Here is a 4,960-nt window from a genome sequence, read left to right as displayed (position 1 = left end):
GCCACCGACGAGGAGTTGGGTTCGGTCGGGTACTGGCAGGGTCAGGTGCGGGGGACCGTGCGGTTCGCTGACGCGGTGGCCGCTCTGGCGGCCCGGGGTGTGACCCGGTTCGTGGAGATCGGGCCGGACAGTGTGCTGACCGCGATGGTCGCCGACTGCGTCGAGGACGCCACCGCCATCGCGCTCCAGCGCCGTCGACGCACCCAGGCCGGTCCGGCACAGCAGCCCGACGACAGCGCGCAACAGCACGACGACGGCCAGGTGCCGGCGTACGCGGCCGGGATGGCGCAGGCATGGGCTAGTGGGATCGAGCTGGACTGGTCGGCCGTCGACCCGGGTGGCCGACAGATCGACCTGCCCACCTACGCGTTCCGACACCAGCGCTACTGGCTCGACGCGCCACCCGGGGCCGGCGACACCGCCGGGCTCGGCCAGTTCCCCGCCGACCACCCGATGCTCGGTGCCGTCGTCGACCTGCCCGACACCGGCGGTGTGGTGCTCACCGGCCGGCTCGCCCGCACCGCCCAGCCGTGGCTCGCCGACCACGCGGTCTTCGACACCGTCCTCGTCCCCGGCACCGGGCTGGTCGAACTCGCCCTGCGCGCCGGTGACCAGGTCGGCTGCCCGGTACTCGACGAGTTGACCATCAACGCGCCGCTGGTGCTGCCCACCGACGGCGGTCTGGCCCTGCGGGTCACCGTCGACGCCGCCGACGACAGCGGCGCTCGTACCCTCGGCATCTGGAGCCGGCCCGACGACGCGACCGACTGGACCCGGCACGCCGAAGGGGTCCTGGTCCGGCAGGCCGGGGCCGACCCGGCCGCCGCCGACCTCACCGAATGGCCGCCCGCCGGTGCCGAACCCGTCGACCTCGACGGCCTCTACGACCGGCTGCGTGACCACGGCTACGGCTACGGGCCGGTGTTCCAGGGGCTGCGCGCGGTGTGGCGGCGCGGCGACGGCGACGCCGCCGAGGTGTGGGCCGAGGCGGCGCTGCCCGAGGTGGCCGCCGCCGACGCGCCCCGGTTCCTGCTGCACCCGGCGCTGCTCGACGCGGCCCTGCACGCCAACCTGGTCGACGAGGGCGCGGGCGACACCCCACTGCCGTTCTCCTGGCGCGGCGTCACCCTGCACGCCGCGCACGCCGCCGCCCTGCGCATCCGGATCTCCCCGGCCACCGGCGACAAGCTGGCCGTCACCGTCGCCGACGGGCACGGCAACCCGGTCGCCACCATCGACCAGGTGGTGGCCCGGCCGGTCGCCGCCGACGCGCTCGGCGCCGCCGCCCGCAGCCGGCACCGCCACCTCTACGAGGTGACCTGGCAGCCCGTCCCCACCCCGGCCGCCGCCACCGACGACTGGACCGCCCTCGACATCGACGCGGAACTGCCCGAACCCGCGCCCGACACCGTCGTGGTCACCCTGGACCCGCCCGGCACCCCGCCGGCCGCCGTGCACGAGGCCACCGAACGCCTGCTGGGGCTGCTGCACCGCTGGCTCACCCACCCGGGGTACGCGCACAGCACGCTGGCACTGCTCACCCGGGACGCGGTCGGAGCCGGTGACACCCCGGTCGACCCCGCCGCAGCGGCCCTGTGGGGGCTGGTCCGGGCCGCCGAAGCCGAACACCCCGGCCGGTTCGTGCTCGTCGACACCGACGCACCCGGCACCACCCACCTCGCGGCGGCCCTGGCCACCGGTGAACCCGAGGTGGCCGTCCGGGACGGGCAACTGCTGGTGCCCCGGCTGGCCCGGCTGCCCGTCGACACCACCGCCGACAGCCCGTGGCCCGTCGACGGCACCGTCCTGATCACCGGTGGCCTCGGTGGGTTGGGCAGCCTCGTCGCCCGGCACCTGGTCACCCGGCACGGCGTACGCCGGCTGCTGTTGACCGGGCGCAGCGGCGCGGCCACGCCCGGCGCGGCGGAACTGGTCGCGGACCTCACCGCCGCCGGCGCCGACGTGACGGTCGCCGCCTGCGACGTCGCCGACCGGGACGCGGTCGCCGCCCTGCTCGCCGGGCATCCGCTCGGCGCGGTGGTGCACGCCGCCGGCACCGCCGAGAACGCCCTGGTCGACGCGCTCACCCCCGCACAACTGCACCGGGTGCTGCGGCCCAAGGTGGACGCCGCCTGGCACCTGCACGACCTCACCCGCGACCACGACCTGACCGCCTTCGTGCTGTTCTCCTCGTCGGCCGGCTGGGTGGCCGGGGCGGGGCAGGGCAACTACGCCGCCGCGAACCTCTTCCTCGACGCGCTCGCCCAACGCCGCCGCGCCGACGGACTGCCCGCGACCTCGCTGGCCTTCGGCCTGTGGGCCACCGGCACCGGGATGGGCGGTCACCTCGACGACGCCGACCTGCACCGGATGCGCCGGCTCGGGATGCCCGCGATGACCACCGACGAGGGACTGGAGCTGTTCGACGCGGCCGTCGCCGCCGGCCGGGCCACCGCCGTACCGGTGCGGGTCGACCTGGACGCGCTGCGGCGGCGCACCGACGCGCTGCCGGCCGTGCTGCGCGGCCTGGTCCGCACCCCGGCCCGGCCCACCGCCGGTGCCGCGCCGGCCGGCGGCCCCCCGCTGGCGCAGCGGCTCGCCGGGCTCTCCGACACCGACCGGGAGACCCTGCTGCTCGACCTGGTCCGCACGCACGCCGCCGCCGTGCTGGGTTTCCCCGGCCCGGCGTCGGTGGAACCCGGGCGGGCGTTCAAGGACCTCGGGTTCGACTCCCTCGCCGCCGTCGAGTTCCGCAACGTGCTCAGCACCGTCACCGGGCTGCGGCTGCCCGCCACCCTCGTCTTCGACCACCCCGAGCCCACCGCCCTGGCCCGCGCGCTCAAGGCCGAACTGGTGGTGCCCGACGCCGACCCGGCCGGTGCGGTCCTCGCCGACCTCGACCGGCTGGAGAAGGCCCTGGCCGAGGTGCCCGGCGACGAGCACGCCCGGCTGACCGCCCGGCTGGAGGCGGTGCTGCGCGGCTGGCAGGACCGGGCCGGCCGCCCCGACGACGACACCCCGCACGACTACGAGTCCGCCACCGACGAGGAACTGTTCGACGTGCTGGAGAACGAGCTCGGCATCTCCTGACGGCAGTCTCGACGAACCTCCGGCGCGGGAAAGATTGGTGTGAACGATGGCGAACGACGACAAGCTCCGGACCTTCCTCAAGCGCGCCACCGCCGAACTGCAACAGGCCAACCGGCGGCTGCGTGAGGTGGAGAGCCGGGACCAGGAGCCGATCGCGATCGTCGGCATGGGCTGCCGCTACCCCGGTGGGGTCCGGTCGCCGGAGGACCTGTGGCGGCTCGTCGCCGACGGCACCGACGCCATCTCCGGCTTCCCCACCGACCGGGGCTGGGACGTCGACGGCGTCTACGACCCGGAGCCCGGCAAACCCGGCAGGAGCTACACCCGGCACGGCGGTTTCCTCTACGACGCCGCCGACTTCGACCCGGGCTTCTTCGGGATGAGCCCCCGGGAGGCGGTGGAGACGGACCCGCAGCAGCGGTTGCTGCTGGAGGCGGCCTGGGAGGCCTTCGAGTACGGCGGGATCGACCCGACCGCCATGAAGGGCAGCGCCACCGGCGTCTTCGTCGGCGTGATGCACCACGACTACGTCGACAGCACCACCTCCGGCAGCCTCGTCTCCGGTCGGGTCGCCTACAACCTGGGCCTGGAGGGCCCGGCGATCACCGTCGACACCGCCTGTTCGTCGTCGTCGGTGGCCGTGCACCTGGCCTGCCAGTCGCTGCGCAAGGAGGAGTGCGGGCTGGCCCTGGCCGGTGGGGTCGCGGTGATGGCCACCCCACAACTGTTCGTCGAGTTCAGCAGGCAACGTGCCCTGTCCCCGGACGGCCGCTGCCGCTCCTTCGGCGACGGTGCGGACGGTGCGGCCTGGGCCGAGGGCGTCGGGGTGCTGGTGCTGGAGCGGTTGTCCGACGCGCAGCGCAACGGGCACCGCGTCTACGGGCTGATCCGGGGTTCGGCGGTGAACCAGGACGGTGCGTCGAACGGGTTGACCGCGCCGAACGGGCCGGCCCAGCAGCGGGTGATCCGGGCGGCGCTGGCCAACGCCCGGCTCTCCGTCGCCGACGTGGACGTGGTCGAGGCGCACGGCACCGGTACCACCCTGGGTGACCCGATCGAGGCGCAGGCGGTGCTGGCCACCTACGGCCGGGACCGGGAGCGGTCGCTCTACCTCGGCTCGATCAAGTCGAACATCGGGCACGCCCAGGCCGCCGCCGGGGTCGCCGGGGTGATCAAGATGGTGATGGCGATGCGGCACGGCACCCTGCCGCGCACCCTGCACGCCGAGACGCCGTCCCGGCAGGTCGACTGGGGCGCCGGGGACGTGCGGCTGCTCACCGAACAGGTCGACTGGCCGGCGGTGGACCGGCCCCGTCGGGCCGGGGTGTCGTCGTTCGGGATCAGCGGTACCAACGTGCACCTCATCGTCGAGCAGGCACCCCCCGTGGAGGCCGTCGCGGCGGGACCGACGCCACCGGTCACCCTCTGGCCGGTGTCGGGACGCTCCCCCGAGGGGCTGACCCGCCAGGCCGCCCGGATCGCGGAGTTCGCCGCCGGCACCGATGCGCGTCCGGTGGACGTCGGGTTCTCGCTCGGCGCGGGCCGGGCCGGGTTGGAGTTCCGGGGGGTGGCGGTCGGCCGGGAGGGGGCCGAGCTGTCCGCCGGCCTCGACGCCCTGGTCGCCGGCACCGGCCTGTCGGGTCGGGTGACCGGCGGTCGTACGGCGGTGTTGTTCACCGGTCAGGGTGCGCAGCGGGTGGGGATGGGTCGCGAGTTGGCGGAAGCCTTCCCGGTGTTCGCGCAGGCTCTGGATGAGGTGTGTGTGGCGTTCGGGTCGTTGCTGGGTGGTGATCTGCGGGAGGTGATGTTCACCGACCCGGACGGTCTCCTGGACCAGACCGGCTGGACGCAGCCGGCGTTGTTCGCGGTT

Annotated in this window: 2 protein-coding genes; both read left to right on the top strand. The window is 75.0% G+C overall.

Annotated elements, in window-relative coordinates:
- Positions 1-453 precede the first annotated feature (453 nt).
- Positions 454-3,090, top strand: coding sequence for an SDR family NAD(P)-dependent oxidoreductase (locus AB0K25_RS31655; RefSeq protein WP_363824004.1), 2,637 nt, complete (start codon positions 454-456; stop codon positions 3,088-3,090).
- A gap of 46 nt (positions 3,091-3,136) precedes the next feature.
- A partial coding sequence (locus AB0K25_RS31650; protein ID WP_363824002.1) for a type I polyketide synthase occupies positions 3,137-4,960 on the top strand: 1,824 nt, incomplete at its 3' end.

Origin of the sequence: Micromonospora sp. NPDC049257, assembly GCF_040678915.1 — a bacterium.
GTDB classification, from domain to species: Bacteria; Actinomycetota; Actinomycetes; order Mycobacteriales; family Micromonosporaceae; genus Micromonospora; species Micromonospora antibiotica.
This window is presented reverse-complemented; position numbering and strand designations above follow the sequence as displayed.

Excerpts from the sequence above, each read along its gene's own strand:
- AB0K25_RS31655 (WP_363824004.1), top strand. The coding sequence starts at position 454 with ATGCTCGGTGCCGTCGTCGACCTGCCCGACACCGGCGGTGTGGTGCTC.